Source organism: Burkholderia ubonensis (assembly GCF_001718695.1).
In the GTDB taxonomy this organism is placed as follows: domain Bacteria; phylum Pseudomonadota; class Gammaproteobacteria; order Burkholderiales; family Burkholderiaceae; genus Burkholderia; species Burkholderia ubonensis_B.
On the sequence record NZ_CP013422.1, the window covers coordinates 1 to 19183 of the forward strand.

19 protein-coding genes are annotated in these 19183 nt (G+C 67.0%); 12 read left to right on the top strand and 7 right to left on the bottom strand.

All coding sequences use genetic code 11. The annotated features are described in order from the left end of the window. On the top strand, positions 1-1365 hold the full coding sequence (locus WJ35_RS20065) for a replication initiation protein (protein ID WP_010088935.1): 1365 nt from the start codon (positions 1-3) through the stop codon (positions 1363-1365). A gap of 55 nt (positions 1366-1420) precedes the next feature. Here the strand turns inward: WJ35_RS20065 and WJ35_RS20070 are convergent, their stop codons facing one another. Beyond that, positions 1421-2482 (bottom strand): ParB/RepB/Spo0J family partition protein, encoded by a 1062-nt coding sequence (locus WJ35_RS20070; RefSeq protein WP_060231282.1) that lies wholly within the window; start codon positions 2480-2482, stop codon positions 1421-1423. A gap of 23 nt (positions 2483-2505) precedes the next feature. Continuing rightward, a complete protein-coding gene (parA, locus tag WJ35_RS20075; RefSeq protein WP_010088933.1) occupies positions 2506-3168 on the bottom strand; it encodes a ParA family partition ATPase in 663 nt (220 codons plus the stop codon). A gap of 1064 nt (positions 3169-4232) precedes the next feature. Here parA and arsC point away from each other — a divergent pair. Further along, positions 4233-4589 carry an arsenate reductase (glutaredoxin) gene (gene arsC, locus WJ35_RS20080; RefSeq protein ID WP_069239828.1) on the top strand — a complete coding sequence of 119 codons (357 nt, stop codon included), beginning with the start codon at positions 4233-4235 and terminating at the stop codon, positions 4587-4589. Positions 4590-4773: 184 nt separating this feature from the next. On the opposite strand, the gene WJ35_RS20085 is transcribed toward arsC, so the two are convergent. Then, positions 4774-4983 carry a zf-HC2 domain-containing protein gene (locus tag WJ35_RS20085; RefSeq protein WP_059476114.1) on the bottom strand — a complete coding sequence of 70 codons (210 nt, stop codon included), beginning with the start codon at positions 4981-4983 and terminating at the stop codon, positions 4774-4776. Continuing rightward, a complete protein-coding gene (locus WJ35_RS20090) occupies positions 4964-5560 on the bottom strand; it encodes an RNA polymerase factor sigma-70 (RefSeq protein WP_060231286.1) in 597 nt (198 codons plus the stop codon). The genes WJ35_RS20085 and WJ35_RS20090 overlap by 20 nt, the downstream gene beginning before the upstream one ends. A gap of 358 nt (positions 5561-5918) precedes the next feature. Between WJ35_RS20090 and WJ35_RS20095 the strand changes: the two genes are divergently transcribed. After that, complete coding sequence (locus tag WJ35_RS20095) at positions 5919-6473, top strand: NADPH-dependent FMN reductase (RefSeq protein WP_060231289.1); 555 nt, start codon at positions 5919-5921, stop codon at positions 6471-6473. 37 nt (positions 6474-6510) lie between these two features. Here WJ35_RS20095 and WJ35_RS20100 read toward each other — a convergent pair whose 3' ends face one another. Beyond that, positions 6511-8766, bottom strand: coding sequence for a hybrid sensor histidine kinase/response regulator (locus tag WJ35_RS20100; protein ID WP_069239829.1), 2256 nt, complete (start codon positions 8764-8766; stop codon positions 6511-6513). Then, complete coding sequence (locus WJ35_RS31445; RefSeq protein ID WP_155121950.1) at positions 8763-9026, bottom strand: hypothetical protein; 264 nt, start codon at positions 9024-9026, stop codon at positions 8763-8765. The genes WJ35_RS20100 and WJ35_RS31445 overlap by 4 nt, the downstream gene beginning before the upstream one ends. A 219-nt stretch (positions 9027-9245) precedes the next feature. Between WJ35_RS31445 and WJ35_RS20105 the strand changes: the two genes are divergently transcribed. The 3 genes from WJ35_RS20105 to WJ35_RS20115 are packed head-to-tail and all read left to right on the top strand — an operon-like array spanning position 9246 to position 11243. Beyond that, positions 9246-9614, top strand: coding sequence for a response regulator (locus WJ35_RS20105; RefSeq protein ID WP_042584733.1), 369 nt, complete (start codon positions 9246-9248; stop codon positions 9612-9614). Beyond that, positions 9607-10296: a chemotaxis protein CheC gene (locus WJ35_RS20110; protein WP_060231293.1), complete on the top strand. Its 690-nt coding sequence runs from the start codon at positions 9607-9609 to the stop codon at positions 10294-10296. The genes WJ35_RS20105 and WJ35_RS20110 overlap by 8 nt, the downstream gene beginning before the upstream one ends. Continuing rightward, the gene (locus tag WJ35_RS20115; RefSeq protein WP_069239830.1) at positions 10293-11243 is read left to right on the top strand and encodes a sensor domain-containing diguanylate cyclase; all 951 of its coding nucleotides are present in this window, start codon (positions 10293-10295) and stop codon (positions 11241-11243) included. The genes WJ35_RS20110 and WJ35_RS20115 overlap by 4 nt, the downstream gene beginning before the upstream one ends. A gap of 22 nt (positions 11244-11265) precedes the next feature. Here the strand turns inward: WJ35_RS20115 and WJ35_RS20120 are convergent, their stop codons facing one another. After that, entirely contained in the window at positions 11266-12162 is an 897-nt protein-coding gene (locus WJ35_RS20120; protein WP_060231295.1) for an alpha/beta fold hydrolase, read from the bottom strand. A 196-nt stretch (positions 12163-12358) separates the two neighbouring features. Here WJ35_RS20120 and WJ35_RS20125 point away from each other — a divergent pair, with 196 nt between their 5' ends. The 6 genes from WJ35_RS20125 to WJ35_RS20150 all read left to right on the top strand — a co-directional run bounded on the left by WJ35_RS20125 (position 12359) and on the right by WJ35_RS20150 (position 19166). Further along, positions 12359-12691, top strand: coding sequence for a hypothetical protein (locus WJ35_RS20125; protein WP_010088922.1), 333 nt, complete (start codon positions 12359-12361; stop codon positions 12689-12691). Between the two features lie 318 nt (positions 12692-13009). After that, positions 13010-13858: a presqualene diphosphate synthase HpnD gene (gene hpnD / locus WJ35_RS20130; protein WP_010090224.1), complete on the top strand. Its 849-nt coding sequence runs from the start codon at positions 13010-13012 to the stop codon at positions 13856-13858. Positions 13859-13862: 4 nt separating this feature from the next. After that, positions 13863-15119 (top strand): hydroxysqualene dehydroxylase HpnE, encoded by a 1257-nt coding sequence (gene hpnE, locus WJ35_RS20135; protein WP_059630196.1) that lies wholly within the window; start codon positions 13863-13865, stop codon positions 15117-15119. 11 nt (positions 15120-15130) lie between these two features. Next, entirely contained in the window at positions 15131-17104 is a 1974-nt protein-coding gene (shc, locus tag WJ35_RS20140; protein ID WP_060231297.1) for a squalene--hopene cyclase, read from the top strand. A gap of 54 nt (positions 17105-17158) precedes the next feature. Further along, positions 17159-17815: a phosphorylase gene (locus WJ35_RS20145; RefSeq protein ID WP_069240586.1), complete on the top strand. Its 657-nt coding sequence runs from the start codon at positions 17159-17161 to the stop codon at positions 17813-17815. Between the two features lie 187 nt (positions 17816-18002). Continuing rightward, the gene (locus WJ35_RS20150; RefSeq protein WP_034193760.1) at positions 18003-19166 is read left to right on the top strand and encodes a GGDEF domain-containing protein; all 1164 of its coding nucleotides are present in this window, start codon (positions 18003-18005) and stop codon (positions 19164-19166) included. The last annotated feature ends 17 nt before the right edge of the window (positions 19167-19183 follow it).

The following is a 19183-nucleotide window of genomic DNA, read 5'->3' on the forward strand; positions in this document are numbered from 1 at the left end:
ATGGCCACGAAGCGCGCCAAGAAAACCGATGTGGATGTGGTGAGTGCCAGCTCAGCCGAATTGCGAAAGGCCGTCGAGGCGATCGCCATTCAGCCGAAAAGCGGCAAGATCACCCTCCTGACTCGCAAGCTGTTCAATGTCCTGCTGGCCGTGGCCCAGCAAGCCGACGACTCGGGCGATACTTATCGCGCGCTGCTGTCGGATATCGTTGCCAACTCCGCATTCGATTCGAACGATACCGCGCTCGTGAAGGAACACCTGCGCCGCATGGTGTCGGTGCAGGTCGAGTGGAGCACCGGCACGTCGAGCCAGAAGCCCGGCCGCAAGTGGGGGATCTCGACGTTGATCGCGGATGCGGAAATTCTCGAAGACCCGGCCACGCGCCGCGTGTGGGTCGAATTCTCGTTCGCACCGAAGATCAAGAAGAAACTGCTCGATCCAGTCCAGTACGCGCGCCTGAGCCTCCAATTCCAGAGCCAGCTGCGCAGCAGCGCAGGCCTCGCGCTATACGAGATCTGCGTGCGCTACCTGACGAACCCGAGCCACCTGACGATGCGCGAGCCGTGGGAATGGTGGCGGCCGATCCTGTCGGGCACGCCGGACACCGAAGCCGGCGACGAAGCGAAGCGCGAATACAAGTACTTCAAGCGCGACTACCTGCGCCCCGCGATCGCGGAGGTCAACGCGGTCACGAACATCTTCGTCGAGCTGATCGAGCATCGTGAAGGGCGGCGGGTCGCGGAGATCCAGTTCCGCGTCACTGAACGCAAGCAACCGATGCTGGCGCTCGACGAGCATCCGAACGTGTTCGACAGCACGCTGGTCGACCGGATGGTGAAGCTCGGCATTCCGTTGAAGGAAGCGCAGACGCTGTACGCGGATAGCGAAGAAAACCGCATCCGTGCAGCGCTGCAGATGACCGAGCAGCGGATGCGCAGCACGTCGCTGCCGCCGGTGCGCAGCGCGGCTGCGCTGTTCAAGGATGCGCTGAAGAAGGGCTATGCGCCGCCGGTGGAGGCCGTCGACGCGTTGCCGGCCGGCACGACGCCGGGCAAGGCCGCCGCGGCGCAGCCGGACGATCTGAAGGCACGGCTGCTGAGCGAATATGCCGCGTATCGGCGCAAGGAGGCGAAGGCGCTGTACGACGAGCAGGGTGAAGCGGAGCGCGAGGTGGCGCGCGAGTCGTTCGAATCGGAAGCACTGCCGACGATGGGCTCGCATCTGCGCGACGATTGGCGCAAGCGCGGCCTCGACTCCAAGCTGACCGAGACCGCATTCTTCGACTGGCTGGCCCGGAAGACCTGGGGCGAGCCGACCGACGGCGACCTGCTTTCCTTTACGCTGAATCAATCCCGGGCAGCCTGAGCCGCCTGTCCTGCCTGCGGCGGCGCCGGCATCGCCGGGCGCCCGCCGCGTCTGATCAGTCCCACAACAGCATCCGCTCGAGCTGCTCGAGGATCGCGTCACGCTTTTCCTTCGGCAGCCCGCGCAGCCGCAATTCGATGCGGTCTTCCCCATACGACTTCAGATCACCCACCGACTTGCCGCCGAGCTTGATCTCGAGCCGTTGCGCATAGCGCTGACGGCTGGCGGGTTTCGGCGTCTCCTGAGCGGCCGCTCGGCCTTTCACGATGTCGGACACCTGGCGCGTGCTCAGGTCGTCCGACACGATCTTGTTGATCAGCCGCAGCGTCGCATCCGTGCCGCGCGCGTTGTGATAGCGCCCGACCTGATACGCCATGTTCGAACCGAAGCGATCGGGGCGTGCGACCATTTCCTGCATGATCGCTTCCGGCAGCTTGCCGATCGACAGCGCGACGGCGACCGTCGACTCGTCGAGCCCGAGATGTTCGGCCAGTTCCTTTTGACTCTGGAAGTGCTTGTCGTCGAGGAATCGGCGCCACACGACCGCGTTGTCGAACACGGTCTGCGAATCGCGCTGGACGTTCAGGTCGTAGCCGAGCTTGTAGCTCTGGATGCCGATCGGCAGATCAATCACGATCGCCTTGACCGATTCCTTGTTCGCTTCCTTCAGCGCACGCACGCGACGGCCGCCGTCGCTGACGAAATACATGCCCGGATTGTCGTAGTCGGGAATCACGTGAATTGCCTGCTGCTGCCCCTGCTTCGCGAGGTTGACCGCGAGTTCGGCAATCGACGATTTCAGATAGAAGTGCCGCGGGTTGAACGGGCTGTGCTTGATCGCCTTCAGCGAGAGTTCGATCACCTGTCCGGGCGCATAGCGATTCTCGAGACGCCACGCACGGTATTGGGACGATTCGTCCGTCGACGCATCGAGGGTGATGTCCGGCACCGGCGGTGTGACGCTGTCTTTCTTGGCTGATTTCGGTGCTGCAGGTGCGGGCGTTTCCGATTTGACGAGACCGTCGATCGCATTCAGCCGATCGAGGGCCGTGCGCTTTTCACTCGTCGTCATATCCGGTCGCGCCTGGAATCCTTTGGCGAATTGGGAAGGTTTCATGCGAGTCCTTTATGCGCATAAAGTCAGGGCAGCATCGCGACGATCTCGTCGGCGCATGCGCGAATTTCCGCGGCGGCGAGCTTCGCGCCGCGATCGTTCATCTGCAGGACGGTCTGACCGAGCGCCATCGCCTGCTTGTACGCTTCCCGCGTCGGGATTTGCGTCTTGAGCAACGGGAAGCCGAGCTCCTCGAGCGCCCGCTTGAGTTCGCGGGTCAGCATGCGCTTCTCTTCGGTCTTGTTCAGCAGGAATACGGCGCGCAGATCTTCGTTCATGACCTGCGCTTGCTGGATCAGCTTGACCAGGCCAACACTCGACCAGTAATCGGCCGGCGACGACGAAGTCGGGATGACGGCGATCGATGCTGCGAGCAGGACGACGCCGGAGACCTTCTCGGTGATCGACGGCGGGCAATCCACGACGATGATGTCGTAGTCGTTGATGAACTTCTTGATCTCGCGGTGGATCTGGCCGCCAGCTTCGGCAAGATTCACGACAGGGAAAGGGATGCCGGTTTCGCTGTCGCCCGATGCGCTGGACCAGTGGACCAGGGTGTTTTGACCATCGGCGTCGACGACGAGGACGCGCTTCCCTTTTTCGTGAAATGCAGCGCCGAGGTGCATGGCGATCGTGCTTTTGCCGACCCCGCCTTTTTGTTGAGTGACTGCAATGATTTCCGCGGCCAATTTTCACTCCTGTTTTTGGTCGTTGGAATTCTACAGGACGATACTTATATTTCAATGAAATTGTGGTTCCGAAGATGCGGGTTAGCCATTTGGCAGGTAGGTTTATGCGCATAAACGGCTGAGGCGACGGGCGGGTAGCCAAGAACGGAGGTTTGGGTCAACGATTCACGCGAATCGTGGGGTCGCCGGAGCGCATTTGGGAGGCGGGTTTATGCGCATAAACGGGCCGGGGCGACGGATGGATAGCCAAGGAGGATGTTCGCGCGCCAGCGATGCGAGCGAACGCTGCAGGTGCTGCGGGGTAGCGTGTTGCTGCCCGAATGGAGGGGGGCCGATTGCCGCCATCGGTACGGTGTTTCCGTAACTGCCAGGTTGCGTCCGGCGCCGCGCGCGAATGCGTGGGTTTGTGCGCATAAACTTCCGCGGCTCCTGGCGACGGCCGACGACGCGCCTTCGGTTCGAAGTAGGCAATGTACTGGCAAGTCATCGAGCCGCCCACGACGGCGGCTGCGGAACGACGACGACAGCAATGCTTGGATTGCTTTCACGGCTCGCCAAACCGCATACGCTTCCGGGCGTTTATGCGCATAAACCGGCGAGCGTGCTTGTCGTCAACGGTCGTTTCCCGGCGCGATATATAAATCGGCCGTCGCGTACGGCACTCCGGTCGCCGGGAGGACACGCTAGGCGGTTGCGCGTCACCCAATGGCTTGGATGACGTATCCGGCGAAGCGCCACACCTCGGCGCAGGGGCGCTCGATGCGCATAAGGCCGGCGTACGGCGCGCTGGCGCGTCATCGTTGGCACTCGCGCAATCATCGAGGCTCGTAGCAATTGCGCGCACCGTTCGCCACATTGGTCGCAACGACTAGGTGAGACACCCGCGGACAGCGCCCCCGCTTTCCGCTTTATGCGCATAAACCCATCGCACAAGCGCCCCCATCTCTCCAGGCAGACGTCTCGCCACGCGAAACGCGGCCTCCCATCCCCTACAGCCTGCCTGAAGCGCTTGCACCGAGACTAGCTACAATACGCCCCTTCCTCTCCCGCAGCCCTTCTGAACGATGATCACGATCTACCACAACCCCCGATGCTCGAAATCGCGCGAGACGCTGGCGCTTGTCGAGTCGTTGAATGTCGCTGGCATACCACTGAACGTCATCGAGTATCTGAAGACGCCGCCGACGGTCGAGGCATTGGAAACGCTGCATCGTCAGCTCGGCTGCGCCGTGCGCGACATGCTCCGCGACGGCGAGGAGCCGTACAAGACGTTGGACCTGGGCCGCGCAAACCTGACGGACGCGGAGGCTTATGAAGCCATCGCCGCGCATCCGGTGTTGCTGCAGCGGCCGATCGTCGTATATGGAGACAAGGCCGCCATTGGTCGTCCGCCCGAGTTGGTGCGCGCGCTTTTCGAATAATTTCTATAACGCATATTCGACATATCACATCAACCAGGCGCATAGACACCCGGTTGATGTGCAGCACGCACCGACTCCACCTGCTCGGGCACGGCACGGCCGCGACGCCTTCAACAACGGCGGCCACAACAGCCCCAAACCCACCACCACGTGCGCTTGTCGACAAAAACGACGACACGGCCCGTCACTCTTCCCCGCCATCCGGCGCACCGCCCTCGCCCCCCGCCGCCGCATGCGCGGCCACCCGCAGCACCGCGATCTGCCCGCGATAGGCCCTGCATCCGCTGCAGCCCGGCAGATGCATGCGCACGCGCATACGCTCATGAAGCGTCAACGGACGGTCGAGCGCATCCGACAACAGGCGCGTCACATCCTTACATTTCCCCGGTAGCATCTTCGGTCGTCAGCCCCTTTTCGCTCAGGCAGGTGCGCAAGCGCGTGCGCGCACGGTACAGCAGCACGCTGCAATGATTGGTCGTCAACGTCAACTCCGTGCAGATGTCGTCGATCTCGACATCGAGAAACTCGCGCATCATGAACACGCGTCCGATCTGCTCCGGAAGATGGTTCAGGCAGATCTCGAACAGCATCCAGAACTGCTGTTGCTGCAGCAGCGTCTCCGGTCGAGGCCACGGCCGCGGTTTCGCATGCGGGGCCCAGTGCCCGTTGTCCTTGAAGAGTTCGCGCTCGAGCACGGATTCGCCGTCGCGTTCCGCGTCGAGCGCGGACAGGTTCACCGTGCGCTGCCGCGCGCGCAGCACGTCGATCAGCTTGTTGCGCAGGATGCCGAACACCCAGGTCTTGTGCGCGGACAGGCCGGCGAAATCCCCCGCGTGCGTCCACGCGGCGGTCAGCGCTTCCTGCACCGCGTCCTCCGCCGCATCGGCGTCGCGCAGTTGCAGGCGCGCGAAACGCAGCAGGTCGTGCCGCAGTTGTGCAAGATAGGCGGGGTCGTCGTACGCGGACGGCATCGTCGGGAATCTCTCGGGAGGAAGCCGCGCGCGCCACAGGTCGCCGCGCCGCGCGGTGCGAGCAGCTTACTGGGCGTCGCGCCTGCCCGCAATGCGCAATATTGTTCATGAATTCGGCTGGCGGGCTGCGCTATGCTTGCCGACAGGTTGGCTTTGCGCAAACGTTGGTGCGCGACCGGTCATGTGTAACAGCCGCGCATGTCGACAAAGTTATCCACAATTTCTGTGGAAAACCTTGTGGAAAGTCGGCCGGATGGCCCCGTGGGGCGGCTCGCGGGCTGGCCTGCCTATAAACAGACCTTTGCTGCCCATCCTGAAGCAATCGATTCCATTCCACACCCACCGGAAGGAGATAGTCATGGCACATCGCATCGCGGTCATCGTCGGCAGCCTGCGACGCGGATCCTGGAACCGCGCGCTCGCACGCGCAGTGATCTCGCTCGCGCCGGCCGATCTTGCGTTCGAATTCGTCGAGATCGGCGAGTTGCCGCTGTACAGCCAGGACTACGACGCGGACTTCCCGGAAGTCGCCAAGCGTTTCAAGCAGGCGATCGAAGCGGCCGACGGCCTGCTGTTCGTCACGCCGGAATACAACCGGTCGATTCCCGGCGTGCTGAAGAACGCGCTCGACTGGGGCTCGCGCCCGTGGGGCGCGAACTCGTGGGCGGGCAAGCCGGGCGCGGTGCTCGGCACGTCGCCGGGCGCGACAGGCACGGCCCTGTCGCAGCAGCATCTGCGCAACGTGCTCGCGTATCTCGACGTCGCGACGCTCGGGCAGCCGGAAATGTTCATCAAGCACGACCCGACGCGCATCGATGACGAAGGCAGGATCGTCAGCGACGATACGCGCAAGTTCCTGCAGGGCTTCGTCGACCGCTACGCCGCGTGGGTGCGCCTGAACAAGGGGGCCTGAGGCCAGTGAAGCGCCGGCCGCGGGCCGGCGCGTTTCGTCAGGTGCCGGCCTCGTGCCGCGCATCGCGCGCGTCGCGGATGCCGTGCAGGATCTCGTCGAGCAGCGCGATGTCGAACGGCTTCGACAGCACGCGCACGTTCACGCCGCGCGTGCGGTCGAGTTCCTCCGCATACCCCGTCACGAGGATCACGGCCAGCTTCTCCGGCCGCCGCCCGATCGCTTCGGCGAGATCGATGCCATTCAGGCGGCCGGGCATGTGGATGTCCGAAATCACGAGATCGAAGCCGTCGTCCGCCGGCGCCGCTTCGACGAGACTCAGCGCGTCGTCGGCGGTCGCCGCGTAGGTCACGCGGTGACCCAGCAGCGTGAGCAGCGCCTCCGTTCCGGCGGCGACTTCGCTGTTGTCCTCGACGAGCAGCACGTGCAGGCCCGCCGGCGGGCTCGCGTCCTGCGCCGGCACGACGACGGGGGCCGGCGGCCGGGCGGCGGTCACTTCCAGCGGGTTCGCGCGCGGCAGATAGAGCCGCACCGAGGTGCCTGCGCCCACCGCGCTGTCGATCGTCGCGAGTCCGCCCGAACGCTCGCAGAACGCGAACACCTGCGGCAGCCCGAGCCCCGTGCCCATCCCGTGCGGCTTCGTCGTGAACAGCGGCTCGAACGCGCGCGCGAGCACGTCGGGCGCCATGCCCGAGCCCGTATCGTCGAGCGAGATCTGCACGAAATCGCCGGTCAGCGGAAAGCCGTCCTCGCGGCGCAGCGTCACGTTGCGCGCGCCGACGGTGAAGCGGCCGCCGATCGGCATCGCGTCGCGCGCATTGACGGCGAGGTTGATGACCGCGAGCTCGAGCTCCGCCACGTCCACGCGGATCGGCCATACGCCTGGCTCGATCGCGACGGTCAGCGACGACTTCGAGCCGAGCGACGTCTTCAGCAGTTCGCGGCAGGTGCCGACCCACTGCCCCACGTCGATCGTCTCGTTGTGCAGCGGCTGCTTGCGCGCGACGCCGAGCAGCTGGCGCGTCAGCGACTGCCCGTTCTTCAGCGCCCGCTCGATCGCGCCGAGTTCCGTGTCGAGCTGCTGGACGCCGCGGTGCCGCGCGATCTGCACGTTGGTCGAGATGATCATCAGCAGGTTGTTGAAGTCGTGCGCGACGCTGCCGACGAGGTTGCCGAGCGCCTGCATCTTGCGCGACTGCCGGTACGCGGATTCGATCGACCGCCGCATCGACGCTTCCGCCTGCCAGCGGTCCCACGCGGCCTCTTCCGCCTTGAGCCGCTTGAGCGACAGCCAGATCACGCACCACAGCGCGAACGACGGCGCGAACATCGACACGAACAGCACGGTGAGATGCTCGTACCACTCGCGCCAGATCGCCGACGTGCGATACGCGCACGACACGTATACCGGATAGCTGCCGACCTGCCGGTACGCGACGATCTCGCTGCCGGCGTCGTCGTGCCCGACCCGCACGACGCCCGCGCGCGGATCGTTGTGCGGATTGCCGAAGGTGGCCGTGCGATCGGTGTGCGCGAGCGACGGCGGCGGCGGATACGACGCGAGCACCGCGCCGTCGGCGCGCGCGAGCGCCATCGTCATCGGCGTCTTCGCGCCGCCGATCAGCTCGCGGTAGAACGCATTGAAATACGACGACTTCAGCGCGATCGACACCATCCCGGCGAACGAGCCGTCGCTGTGCCGCCGCGCGACGCCGGTGTTGAACACGGGCGTGTCCGCGAGCCGCCTCGGCCCCTGCATCACGCGCGAGATGTGCTCGATGACCTTGCCGTCGCGGATGCCGAGAAAGTCGTCGCGATTCGCGATCGACGTGTGCGGCGCCGGATAGTAAAGGCTGTTCGCGAGCAGCTTGCCGCTCGCGCCGAAGATCGACACGGCCGCGACCTGCGGGTAGCCGCCGCCGATCTCGTTGAGCGCGTCGTGGATGTCGGATTCGTCCTTGCGCACCGCCGCGTCGTCCATGTCCTGCACGAGATCGGCGATGCGCGCGTCGAGCGTCTCGCTCAGGTCGAACACCTTGAGCGCGTGCTCCTCGGCGACGCGCACGGTGCGCATCGTCACGTCGCTCGCGGCGGCTTCCCGCGACTTCAGGTCGTTGTACGCCATCACCGCGACGTAGATGCACGGCAGCACGATCGCGGCGATCAGCAGCACGATCAGCGTCACGCGGCGGACCGCGAAATCGTGTTCGGGCGCGCCGGACGGATAGGCCCCGTCGTCCTGCCAGTCGTCGGCGGAAGCGTGGTGGCGGGAATCGGCGGGCCGGTCGGACGTCATGGATGGGAACGGGTGAAGCTCAGGCGGAGTTGCCTGCCATCATAAACGAGTTGCGCCCAGGGCTCGCGCCGGGCGGCGCGCGCCGTCCTGACGTTTCCGACAGGGGGAATTTGTCGGATTGAAAACGCGACGAATCCGGAAGCGCAAACGTACACAAAGAAAAATTTTGCGTCCTTGGCGTAAAAATGGTCGAAGCTGTTTTCGGAATGCGGCGCGATCGGATCGATTTTGTCTGAATCAGCAAAAATGGCGAGTTGCACCGCCCCGGTTTTACCCAGAGAATCGCGCCTTGCTTTCCATGACAGATAGATACGCGCCTGCCGATGCCAGCGCGCAGCCCGCCGCGGGCGAGAGTTGCCGCGGCATCCGGCGCAGGGGTGCCCGGCGGCTGCACGCGTTCGCTCACACGGCGCCTAAAGAAACACGGCGCGCGGTCGTTAACGCGAGAGAGACCATTCCGTAATTCGCTCCGCCCCGCCATGTCCTTGCCGATTGTGATTGCCGACGATTCGCTACTCGCTCGCAAGCTGCTGACAAAGGCGCTGCCGGGGGACTGGGACGTGGACATCGCATATGCGGCGAACGGCCGAGAGGCACTTGCGCTCTATCGTGACGGCAAAGCTTCCGTGATGTTTCTCGACCTGACGATGCCGGACATGAACGGCTATCAGGTTCTCGAAACACTGCGTCACGAAGATCTGAATACGTTCGTGATCGTGGTATCGGCCGACATCCAGCCGCAGGCGCGCGAGCGCGTGCGCGAGCTGGGTGCGATCGCGTTCGTCGCGAAGCCCGTGACGTCGGAGGCGTTGCTGCCCATTCTCAGGGAGTATGGGTTGTATGCCTGACTCGGTGTTCACGGCGGAGCAACGCGACGCGTTGCAGGAAATCGCCAATCTTGCGATGGGCCGCGCTGCCGCACGGCTCGCGTCGCTGCTCGGCCGGTTCATCGAGCTGTCGGTGCCGCGCGTGCGCGTCGTGCATGCGTCCGATGCGGGCAAGGCGCTGCGCGAGATGACGGGCATTCACGACAACGTGACCGCCGTGCGCCAGGGGTTCCGCTCCGACATCAAGGGCGAGGCGCTCGTGCTGTGCCGCACCGCGAACGTCAACCGGCTCGCGGCGCTCGTCGACCACTCGTTCGGCGACGCCGCGGCGGGCGAGTGCGCACGCGACGATGACGACGAAGTTGACGCAGCCGGCGACGAGACTGCCGCGCGCGGCGAGACGTCATCCCAGGACGAACTCGTGTTCGACGTCGCGAACGTGCTGATGGGCGCGTGCGTGTCGTCGATCCTCGACGAGCTCGGCCGCACGCCGGTGTTCTTCCCGCCCGGGCTGCTGGGCGCGAACGTGTCGTTCGACGACGTGTTCCAGCCCACCGTGCTCGCGTGGAGCGTCGCGCTGCTGCTCGAAGTGAACCTCGGCCTCGAGGACGACGCCTTCCGCGCCCATTTCGTGATGCTGATGGCCGAGGATTCGATCCGCCTGATGGGCGATGCGCTCGACGCGTTGCTTTCCGCGCTATGACCGCCCCCGCTGCCCCGACCGCTTCGCTGAGCGACCTTGTAATCGAACGGGTCGGCTTCGGCCTGTTCGTGCTCGACCGCGCGATGAACGTGCTGATGTGGAACCGCTTCATGCAGGACCACAGCGGCGTGCCCCCCGCCGACGACGTGATCGGCCGCAACCTGTTCGACTGCTTTCCGGACCTGCCGCGCGCGTGGCTCGCGCGCAAGCTCGAGAGCGTGTTCCAGCTCGGCAGCTTTGCGTTCAGCTCGTGGGAGCAGCGGCCGTACCTGTTCCGCTTCGAGCATGACCGGCCGATCACGGGCGGCGTCGACTTCATGCAGCAGGACTGCACGTTCATGCCGCTCACGCGCGGGCGCGAAGTCGAGGCCGTGTGCGTGACGATATCGGACGTCACGCACGTGAGCGTGATGCAGCGCGAACGCGAGGAAGCGGTGGCGAAGCTGCGCGAGCACGCGAACTGCGACGGGCTGACCGGCATCGCGAACCGGCGCTTCTTCGAGGAGCGGCTGCGCGACGAGTTCGCGCGCTGGCAGCGCTATGGCGGCAACCTGTCGGTGCTGCTGTTCGATCTCGATCACTTCAAGACGATCAACGACCGGTTCGGCCACGCGGTCGGCGACGCCGTGCTGCGCGAGATGGCGCTGCGCGTCGCCGGGATCGTGCGCGCGCAGGATACCTTCTGCCGCTTCGGCGGCGAGGAATTCGCGCTGCTGCTGCCGTGCACGGATCTCGCCGAAGCGATGCTGGTGGCGGAGAAGGTGCGATGCGCGATCGGCGTCACGCCGGTCGATGCCGAGGGCGTGCGCGTGCCGGTGACGGCAAGCGTCGGCGGCGCGAGCGCGATGCCTGGGCGCGCATCCTGCGACGTGCTCGTCAACGAGGCCGACGCCGCGCTGTATCGCGCGAAGCGGCTCGGCCGCGACCGCTCGGTCGCGTTCGGCTGAGCGCGGCGGCGCTGCGCGCCGCTCAGCTTTTCGCGATGTCCGCCAGCACGCCGGCCAGCACCGCCGGCTGCGACACGAACGGCGAATGGCTGCTGTCGAGCTGATGCACGTGCGTCGGGTTGTCCGGCGTGAACGCATCGGCTTCGTCGATGAAGCGCTGCTGCAGCGCGGGCAGCATCACGTGGTCCTGCAGGCACTTGATGTAGTGGCGGTCGAGCGCGCCCCAGCGCGCGGCGGTCGTCGGGATCGCCGTCGCGAACGGCGCGGCCGGCACGTCGCAGCTCATCAGGTTCGCGACCGCCTCGTATTCGGCCTGCGGGACGTCGTCGCACAGCGCGCGCCTGGCCGCCGCGCGATACGCGGCGTCGTCGCTGCGCGGATCGATGCGCAGCGCGCCGGTCGTGCGCGGGCTCGCGAGCATCAGCTGGCCGAGCAGCTCGCCCTGGTTTTCCGGCGCGCGCACGTAGTCGAGGCTGGGCACGCCCGACGCGGGCATGAACGCCGCGAGGTAGACGATCTTCGCGATCTTCTCGGGCATCCGTTCGGCGGCCGCCGTGATCGCGATGCCGCCCATGCTGTGCCCGACGAGGACGACCTTGCCGTGGCCGAGCGCATACGCGTCGTCGACCGCCTGCATCACCTGCGACGCGTAGTCGTCGAGCGTCGTGTTCGCGACCGGCGACGGCTCGGCGCCGAACGCTTCGCGATCGAGCGGCCGCTGGAAGTACGATGCGGGAAAGCGGGCGTTGATCCCGTGCGCGGGCAGGTCGCGCGCGATCGACAGATGGCCGCGTGCGGCCAGCGCGGCCATCACGTGCGCGTAGCACCACGCGCCGTGCCATGCGCCGTGCACGAACACGAAAACCGGGTGGGCGGACTGCGGGGATGCGGGCGGCACGGCTGTCACGTTCGTCTCCATGAGTTCGGAATGCGTTGTCCGGATAAAGCGTCATCTTAGACGAACCGACGCGGGCCCAAGCGGCGGCGGCCGGTCGCACCGGATCGGCCGCCGGCCATGTGTCCCCGAATGTGTCGCGGAGACGACATTTCGTTCATATCTGATTTAAATTCGCGGCAGATCGCGCTAATTTGATGCTTTGCCCCGATCGCGCCCCATGAACGTCGACTATCTCTTTTACCGGAAGCCGGACAAGCCCGGCCCCTATTCCCTCGACGACCTGGGCGACGTCGCGCCGCCGATCGGCCCGAGCGACGCGGTGCGCGCGGGAATCGCGCGCGTCTTCGAGCAGATCGACTGGCGCGAATCGGCCGACGTGCCGGGCGCATGGTTCGGCACGGGTGGCCCGGTGTTCCAGTTCACCGCCGATCCGGACGGCCGCGTGACGAGCTTCATGGGCTCACGGCTCGAGCGGCGCGCGATGCTTCAGCTGACGCGCGAAATGGGGCTCATCGCGCTCGATCTGCAGCGCGACATCGTCTACGGCTAGGCCTGAAGCGCCTGTAGAGGCCTTCGACCAGGCATCCCCGGCCCGCGCAGGGGCCGTCCGGCCGAGGACAGCCAGGCGCGCACGGCGGGCCGCGGAGCCCGGCGCCGCGCGTCCGGGCGCCGCCGCGCCGCACGCCGGCCGCACCGCCATCGATGTTCAAAGATTGCTATACTTTCGCCCAATTCCGGCTTCCGGCCGGCAATTCATGCTTGTCTGCGTCGATCGTTCGCACATCTCGCACGCATTTGACGCCCTTACCATCCCAGCCGGGCATGGCTTCTTCAATCGCCCCGCGTGGGCGTCTCCGTGGAGCTCGTCTTGGCCGCTTCCAATCTCGTCGTGGACGAACAAGAAATCGACGCCGCTGCCGTCACATCGGGCAGTTCTTTTTATCTTGCGATGCGCATCCTGCCGGCGACGCAGCGCGATGCGATGTTCCAGGTGTATGCGTTCTGCCGCGCGGTCGACGACATCGCCGACAGCGACCTGCCGCGCGCCGAGCGCGCCGCCGGCCTCGAGCGCTGGCGCGCGGACATCGACGCGTGCTTCGCCGGCCGGCCGCCGCGCCATCTCGCGGCGCTCACGCGCGAGATCCACGCGTTCAACCTGCAGCGCGACGATTTCCACGCAATGATCGACGGCATGGCGATGGACGCCGCCGAAGACATCTGCGCGCCCGACGAGCCGACGCTCGACCTGTATTGCGATCGCGTCGCGAGCGCGGCCGGCCGCCTGTCGGTGAGGATATTCGGGATGCCCGAAGCGGAAGGCATCGCGCTGTCGCACCATCTCGGCCGCGCGCTGCAGCTGACCAACATCCTGCGCGACATCGACGACGACGCGGCGATCAACCGCTGCTACCTGCCGCGCGAGCTGCTCGCGCGCGAAGGGATCGCGATCACCGATCCGGCGACGATCGCGCGCGCGCCGGCCTTGCCGCGCGTCTGCGCGACGCTCGTCGAGCGCGCGATCGAGCATTTCCGGCAGGCGGACGCGGTGATGGACAAGTGTGCGCGGGCGCAAGTGAAGGCGCCGCGCATCATGTCGGGCGCATACCGCTGCATCCTCGATGCGGCGGTCGCACGCGGCTTCGATGCCCCTCGCCTGCCGATCCGCAAGCCGAAGGCGCGCATGCTGATGATCGCCGCGCGCTACGCGCTGTTCTGAGGCGATGCCCAGAACCGTCCACGTGATCGGGGCAGGACTCGCGGGGCTGTCGGCCGCCGTCGAGCTGCAACGTCGTGGGCGCCGCATCGTGCTGCACGATGCGCACGCGCAGGCGGGCGGGCGTTGCCGTTCGTGGTTCGACGCCACGCTGAACGCGACGCTCGACACCGGACTGCATCTGGTGTTCGCGGGGCAGCCCGCGACGCAACGCTACCTGCGCACGATCGGCGCGGCCGATCAGCTGGACGGGCCGGCGCTGCCGGAATTCCCGGTCGTCGACGTCGGCGCGCAGCAGCGCTGGACGCTGCGTTTCGGCAGCCGCCGCTGGCCGTCGTGGCTGTTCGACGCCGCGTCGCGGGCGCCGGGCACGACGCCGCTGGATTACCTGTCGCTCGTGCCGCTCGCGTTCGCGCGCACGGGCCGCTCGCTCGCGCAAACGATGCGTTGCGACGGCGTGCTGTGGGATCGTTGGCTGCGGCCGTATTTCCTCGGCGCGCTGAACGTCGAGCCGCGCCATGCGACGGCGGAGCTCGCGCGGGCGGTCGTGCTCGGCACGCTCGCGGCCGGCGGGCCGGCGTGCCGCCCGCTCGTCGCGCGCCACGGGCTCGGCAGCGCATTCGTCGATCCCGCGCTGCGGATGCTGCAGCATGGCGGCGCGTCGATCCGGCTGCGCTCGCGGCTCGACGCGCTCGAATTCGGCGCGAACGGCCATGCGGTCGACGCGCTGATGATCGACGGCGCCCGGGTCGATCTCGCACCGGGCGACGCGGTCGTGCTGGCGGTGCCGCCCGACGTCGCGCAGCCGCTCGTGCCCGACCTGACCGCGCCGGATACGTATAGCGCGGTCGTCACCGCGTACTTCGCGGCCGAGCCGCCGCCGGGCTGCGCGGTGTACACGACCGTCGTCAACGGCGTCGCAGTCGATGCGGTGCGGGCCGCCGAAGGCCAGCTCGCGGCAACGATCCGCGACGCGGGCCGCTGGCTCGACACGCCGCGCGACACGCTCGCGCGAACCATCTGGCAGGACGTCGCGCGCGTGACGGGCGCGTCCGTGGATGCCATGCCCGCGTGGCAGCTCGTCATCGAGCCGCGCGCGGGGTTTGCGGCGGTGCCGTCGCAGGAAATGAAACGTCCGGCTGCGCGTACGCGCTGGACCAATCTCGCGCTGGCGGGCGACTGGATTGCCACCGGCCTGCCCGCCACGATCGAGGGTGCGATCCGCTCCGGCCAGAAGGCCGCGGACGTGCTCCAGCAACAATAAGAGAGGGACCGATGAACGATCTCACCGATATGCCAACCCTGGCCGCCGACTCCGCGGCAGCCGACCTCGACGCCGCCGTCGCACGCGCGACCGACGCGCTGCTGGCCGCCCAGCAAGCCGACGGGCACTGGGTCTACGAACTCGAAGCGGATTCGACGATTCCGGCCGAGTACATCCTGCTTGTCCACTATCTCGGCGAAACGCCGAACCTCGAGCTCGAACGGAAGATCGGCCGCTATCTGCGCCGCATCCAGCAGCCGGACGGCGGCTGGCCGCTGTTCACCGACGGCGCGCCGAACATCAGCGCGAGCGTGAAGGCGTACTTCGCGCTGAAGGTGATCGGCGACGACGAGAACGCCGAGCACATGCAGCGTGCGCGCAAGGCGATCCACGCGATGGGCGGCGCGGAGATGTCGAACGTGTTCACGCGCATCCAGCTCGCGCTGTACGGTGCGATTCCGTGGCGCGCGGTGCCGATGATGCCGGTCGAGATCATGCTGCTGCCGCAGTGGTTTCCGTTCCACCTGTCGAAGGTGTCGTACTGGGCACGCACGGTGATCGTGCCGCTGCTCGTGCTGAACGCGAAGCGGCCGATCGCGAAGAACCCGCGCGGCGTGCGCATCGACGAGCTGTTCATCGATCCGCCCGTCAACGCGGGGCTGCTGCCGCGCCAGGGCCACCAGAGCGCCGGCTGGTTCGCGTTCTTCCGCGTCGTCGATCACGCGCTGCGCGCGGTCGACGGCCTGTTCCCGAGCTACACGCGCGAACGCGCGATCCGCCAGGCGGTTGCATTCGTCGACGAGCGCCTGAACGGCGAGGACGGTCTCGGCGCGATCTATCCGGCGATGGCCAACGCGGTGATGATGTACGACGCGCTCGGCTATCCGGAAGACCATCCGAACCGCGCGATCGCGCGCCGTTCGGTCGAGAAGCTGCTCGTCGTGCACGACGACGAAGCGTACTGCCAGCCGTGCCTGTCGCCGGTGTGGGATACGTCGCTCGCGGCGCACGCGCTGCTCGAGACGGGCGACCCGCGCGCGGAAGACGCCGTGGTGCGCGGCCTCGAATGGCTGCGTCCGCTGCAGATCCTCGACGTGCGCGGCGACTGGATCTCGCGCCGCCCGAACGTGCGGCCCGGCGGCTGGGCGTTCCAGTATGCGAACCCGCATTACCCGGACGTCGACGATACGGCGGTCGTCGTGATGGCGATGGACCGCGTCGAGAAGCTCCGGCATTCGGACGCGTATCGCGAGTCGATCTCGCGCGCGCGCGAGTGGGTCGTCGGCATGCAGAGCAGCGACGGCGGCTGGGGCGCGTTCGAGCCGGAAAACACGCAGTACTACCTGAACAACATCCCGTTCTCCGATCACGGCGCGCTGCTCGATCCGCCGACCGCGGACGTGTCGGGCCGCTGCCTGTCGATGCTGTCGCAGCTCGGCGAGACGGCCGCGAACAGCGAAGCGGCGCGCCGCTCGCTCGACTACATGCTGAAGGAGCAGGAACCGGACGGCAGCTGGTACGGCCGCTGGGGGATGAACTACGTGTACGGCACGTGGACCGCGCTGTGCTCGCTGAACGCGGCCGGCCTCGGCCCGGACGATCCGCGCGTGAAGCGCGGCGCGCAGTGGCTGCTGTCGGTCCAGAACAAGGACGGCGGCTGGGGCGAGGACGGCGACAGCTACAAGCTCGACTATCGCGGCTACGAGCAGGCGCCGAGCACGTCGTCGCAGACGGCCTGGGCGCTGCTCGGCCTGATGGCGGCCGGCGAGGTGAACCATCCGGCGGTCGCGCGCGGGATCGACTACCTGATCGCCGAGCAGAAGGAACACGGGCTGTGGGACGAGACGCGCTTCACGGCGACCGGCTTCCCGCGCGTGTTCTACCTGCGCTACCACGGCTACCGCAAGTTCTTCCCGCTGTGGGCGCTTGCGCGCTACCGCAACCTGAAGCGCGCCAACGCGACGCGCGTGACGGTCGGGATGTAACGCGTGACGGCGTCGAAGCACAACGGCACGCTGCCCGTCATCGCGGTGACGGGGATGGCGTTCGAGGCGCGCATCGCGGGCGGCGACGGCGTCGAGGCGGTGTTCGCCGCGCGCGCCGACCGGCTCGAGCGTGCGCTGACCGAAGCGACCGCGCGCGGCTGCGCGGGCATCGTCAGCTTCGGCACTGCGGGCGGGCTTGCGCCCGACCTCGCGCCGGGCGCGCTCGTGATCGCCGACGCGATCGACGGGCCGTTCGGCCGCGTGCAGACGGACGTCGGCTGGAGCGCGCGGCTCGTCGGCGCGCTGCATGACACGCCGGTGTGGCCGCGCGTGAAACGCGGCGTGATGGCGGCCGTCGGCGCGCCGGTCGTGAGCGAAGAAGACAAGGCGTCGCTGTATCGCGCGAAAGGCGCGCTGGCCGTCGACATGGAATCGCACATCGCCGCGGCCTTCGCGGCGGCGCGCGGCGTGCCGTTCGCGGTGTGCCGCGCGATCGTCGATCCGGCGTGGCGCACGTTGCCGAGCGCCGCGACGGCCGGGCTGCGCGACGACGGCAGCACCGCGATCCTGCCGATCCTGCGCGAGCTCATCAAGCAACCTTCCCAGCTCGGCCCGCTGCTGCAGGTCGCGGGCGATGCGCGCGCGGCGCGCATGACGCTGATCCAGGCGCGGCATGCGTTCGAGCGTGCGGGCGCGATGCGGATGGTCTGAGCGGCGCGCGCCGCGTTTCGTTTCTCGTGCCGCTGCGTTGCCTGATTTCGCGCACGCGCACACGAGCGTCGTTCGCGGAAAATCGAGCGTCGGGATTGCGGCTGCCGCGATGAGCAGCACATCGTCGTCGAGATTCGCGCCGCGTTCCGCGGTAATCTGGCGAACCCCGATTTGGTCTACGACTGACATGCTCGATCCTGCCATGGCTATCGCCACGTCCGCACTCATGAGCGCGGTGCTGCTGGTGCTGCTCGGTTCGCTGCTCCGATCGGGGATACCGGGCGTGCTCGAATGGTTCGCCGCCAATGTCGCGACCGTCGTCGCTCTGCCGCTGTTCCTGATGCGGTTCAGGATTCCGGATACCCTGTCCGTCGTTGCTGCAAACATGCTGATGGCATGGGCGGCCGTCGCCTACTATGCCGGCTGTGCCCGTTTTCTGGGGCGTCCGGCCCACTGGCCGGTGCTGATGGTCTCCCTTCTGCCGCTGGGAATCGCGCTCGTCTACTGGCGCTATGCGGTCGACAGCATTCCGCTTCGTGTACTCGTCACCACGCTGTTCACTGCTGCGGTTTGCATCGCGGTCGCGCTTCTGGTGCTCCGGCACCGCCCGTCCGGACGATCGGCCTATTCCTATCGCGTGACCGCCGCGATGGCATTCCTCTTCGCGTTATGCCAGATCGCGCGCGGGATCTATTTCATGACGCTGGACGAAGCGTCGAGCCCGCTGATGTTCGCCTCCACCGGCAACGTGATCTTGCTGGTCGCGGCCGCGGCGATCATGCCGACGCTATCGATGTCCTCGATGATGATGGTGCACGACGTACTGCTCGCCGACGCGCGCGAGGCCGCGAACCGCGACTTCCTCACCGGCGCGCTTTCGCGCAAGGGCTTTGAAGCCGTTGCACACGTCCAGTTGGCGGAAGCGGGCAGGCAGGGTTCGCCGACCGCGCTGCTGATCGTCGATCTCGATCATTTCAAGGCGATCAACGATACGCTCGGCCATGCTGGCGGGGACGCCGTGCTGCGCGAATTCGTCCGCGTGACGCAGATGCAACTGAGGCGTGGCGACGTGCTTGGCCGCATGGGCGGCGAAGAATTTGCCGTGCTGCTGCCGGCAACGGCGCTGGACGACGCGCGGGCCATCGCGGAGCGGCTGCGCCATGCAGTCGCTGCCCAGCCCATGACGACCGCCGCCGGGCCGTGTCGATACAGCATCAGTTGCGGCGTGGCCGGCTGGCGAGCGGGCGAAACCCTGGACCACCTGAGCGCGAGAGCGGACGCAGCCCTCTACGAGGCGAAGCGCTCGGGACGCAACCGGGTGTGCCTTCACGGGGACCTCGCCATCGTGTAACGGCGAGCGGTTGCGCT

What these genes read in the sequence shown, in the direction of transcription:
- WJ35_RS20065 (WP_010088935.1), top strand. Translation starts at nt 1, where the DNA reads ATGGCCACGAAGCGCGCCAAGAAAACCGATGTGGATGTGGTGAGTGCC.
- WJ35_RS20070 (WP_060231282.1), bottom strand. Translation starts at nt 2,482, where the DNA reads ATGAAACCTTCCCAATTCGCCAAAGGATTCCAGGCGCGACCGGATATG.
- arsC (WP_069239828.1), top strand. Translation starts at nt 4,233, where the DNA reads ATGATCACGATCTACCACAACCCCCGATGCTCGAAATCGCGCGAGACG.
- WJ35_RS20085 (WP_059476114.1), bottom strand. Translation starts at nt 4,983, where the DNA reads ATGCTACCGGGGAAATGTAAGGATGTGACGCGCCTGTTGTCGGATGCG.
- WJ35_RS20090 (WP_060231286.1), bottom strand. Translation starts at nt 5,560, where the DNA reads ATGCCGTCCGCGTACGACGACCCCGCCTATCTTGCACAACTGCGGCAC.
- WJ35_RS20095 (WP_060231289.1), top strand. Translation starts at nt 5,919, where the DNA reads ATGGCACATCGCATCGCGGTCATCGTCGGCAGCCTGCGACGCGGATCC.
- WJ35_RS20100 (WP_069239829.1), bottom strand. Translation starts at nt 8,766, where the DNA reads ATGACGTCCGACCGGCCCGCCGATTCCCGCCACCACGCTTCCGCCGAC.
- WJ35_RS20105 (WP_042584733.1), top strand. Translation starts at nt 9,246, where the DNA reads ATGTCCTTGCCGATTGTGATTGCCGACGATTCGCTACTCGCTCGCAAG.
- WJ35_RS20110 (WP_060231293.1), top strand. Translation starts at nt 9,607, where the DNA reads ATGCCTGACTCGGTGTTCACGGCGGAGCAACGCGACGCGTTGCAGGAA.
- WJ35_RS20115 (WP_069239830.1), top strand. Translation starts at nt 10,293, where the DNA reads ATGACCGCCCCCGCTGCCCCGACCGCTTCGCTGAGCGACCTTGTAATC.
- WJ35_RS20120 (WP_060231295.1), bottom strand. Translation starts at nt 12,162, where the DNA reads ATGGAGACGAACGTGACAGCCGTGCCGCCCGCATCCCCGCAGTCCGCC.
- WJ35_RS20125 (WP_010088922.1), top strand. Translation starts at nt 12,359, where the DNA reads ATGAACGTCGACTATCTCTTTTACCGGAAGCCGGACAAGCCCGGCCCC.
- hpnE (WP_059630196.1), top strand. Translation starts at nt 13,863, where the DNA reads ATGCCCAGAACCGTCCACGTGATCGGGGCAGGACTCGCGGGGCTGTCG.
- shc (WP_060231297.1), top strand. Translation starts at nt 15,131, where the DNA reads ATGAACGATCTCACCGATATGCCAACCCTGGCCGCCGACTCCGCGGCA.
- WJ35_RS20145 (WP_069240586.1), top strand. Translation starts at nt 17,159, where the DNA reads ATGGCGTTCGAGGCGCGCATCGCGGGCGGCGACGGCGTCGAGGCGGTG.
- WJ35_RS20150 (WP_034193760.1), top strand. Translation starts at nt 18,003, where the DNA reads ATGCTCGATCCTGCCATGGCTATCGCCACGTCCGCACTCATGAGCGCG.